At 75.6% G+C, this 1583-nt stretch carries 2 protein-coding genes; both read left to right on the top strand.

Features of this window, described 5'->3' with window-relative positions; genetic code table 11:
* Positions 1-658, top strand: a 658-nt coding sequence (locus tag E1265_RS36125; RefSeq protein WP_132935159.1) for an aminoglycoside phosphotransferase family protein, incomplete at its 5' end; no start/stop codon positions are given.
* Positions 659-714: 56 nt separating this feature from the next.
* Positions 715-1583 (top strand): serine/threonine-protein kinase (locus E1265_RS36120; RefSeq protein ID WP_132935158.1); only part of this gene is annotated, 869 nt, incomplete at its 3' end.

Below are 1583 nucleotides of genomic sequence, written 5' to 3'. Positions count from 1 at the left end.
CCGCCGGGCCGCCCTGCTGCGCGCCGTCGCCGCGCTCGACCTCGGCGTCCGCACCCCGACGCCGATCGCCGAACTCGCCGACCCGCCCCGGCTGTCGCTGACCCGCGTCCCGGGCGAGCCGCTGCCGCCCGGCGCCCTCGACTCCCCCGCCGTTTTCGCCGCCGCGGCCGAGCAGCTCGCCACCCTCCTCGCCCGGCTCGCCACCGCGCCCTCGTCCGCGCTGCCACGGCAGGCCGCCACCCACTGGCGGGACTTCGCCGACGCCGTGGTCGCCGAACTCCATCCCCTGATGAGCCGGGAGGGCCGGGCCAGGGCCGACGCCGAACTGGCCGCGCTGCGCGCCCTGCCGGCCCTCGACACCGCCGTGGTGCACGGCGACCTCGGCGGCGAGAACCTGCTCTGGGAGTGGCACGCGGGGCTCCCCGTCCTCACCGGCGTCATCGACTGGGACGAGGTCGCGCTCGGCGACCAGGCCGAGGACCTGGCGGCCCTGTCCGCCTCCTACGGCCCTGAGTTGCTCGCCGCCCTCTCTCCCTCCCCCGCCGTCGCCGCCCGAGTCGCCACGATCCGGGGCTCGTTCGCGCTCCAACAGGCACTCGTCGCACAACGCGACGGCGATGACGCCGAGTTGGCCGACGGCCTCGCCAACTACCGCTGACCAGCCCCCGGACCCTCCTCTACCCTGATCCCGACCACCTGGGGGAAGGGGATCGCATGCGGGCGGGGATCGTCCTTGACGGCCGGTACGAGCTGCTGAGACCACTCGGCGAGGGCGGCATGGGGCAGGTCTGGCGCGGCCTCGACCTGCGCCTGGGCCGCGAGGTGGCGATCAAGACCGTGCGGGACGTCTCCGACCCGGTCCTCCTCGACCGCCTGGAGCGCGAGGCCCGCGCCGCCGGCCGGCTCACCCACCCGCACATCGTCGCCGTCCACGACAGCAACCGCGTCGACGTGGCCGGCAGGCCCGCCGTCTACGTGGTGATGGAGCTGCTGCCCGGCCGCTCCCTTGCGGCCGAACTCGCTGATGGTCTACCGCCGTTGCCGCGCGCCCTGGAGTGGGCCGCCCAGGTCGCCGACGCTCTCGCCGCCGTGCACGCGCCGGAGGTCGGCATCGTGCACCGCGATCTCAAGCCGGGCAACGTCATGATCACCCACGGCCTCGTCAAGCTGCTGGACTTCGGCATCGCCCGCCTCTCGCCCGGCGGCGGCGCGGAACCGACACAGCTCACCGCCTCCGGCCAGGTCGTCGGCACCGTCGAGTACATGGCCCCCGAGCAGTGTCTCGGCAACCGCGACCTGGACGGCAGGACCGACCTCTACGCCCTCGGCTGCCTGCTGCACGCCATGCTCACCGGCCGGCCGCCGTTCCCGTCCTCGCTCGGCACGGTGCAGGTCCTCTTCCACCACGTCCACCAGCCGGCGCCGGCCCTCGGCATCTCCCCGGCCGTGGACGAGCTGCTGCTCGCCCTGCTCGCCAAGGACCCGGCCGCCCGCCCGGCCGACGCCGCCACCGTCCGGGACGCCCTCCGCGCACTGGCCGCCGGCCAGGCCGCCACCGCCAAGGCCCCCACGGTCACCACCCC

The organism is Streptomyces sp. 8K308, from assembly GCF_004348315.1.
Lineage (GTDB): Bacteria > Actinomycetota > Actinomycetes > Streptomycetales > Streptomycetaceae > Streptomyces.
Note: the sequence above shows the minus strand (reverse complement) of the source record. Positions and strands in the feature narration are given on the sequence as shown.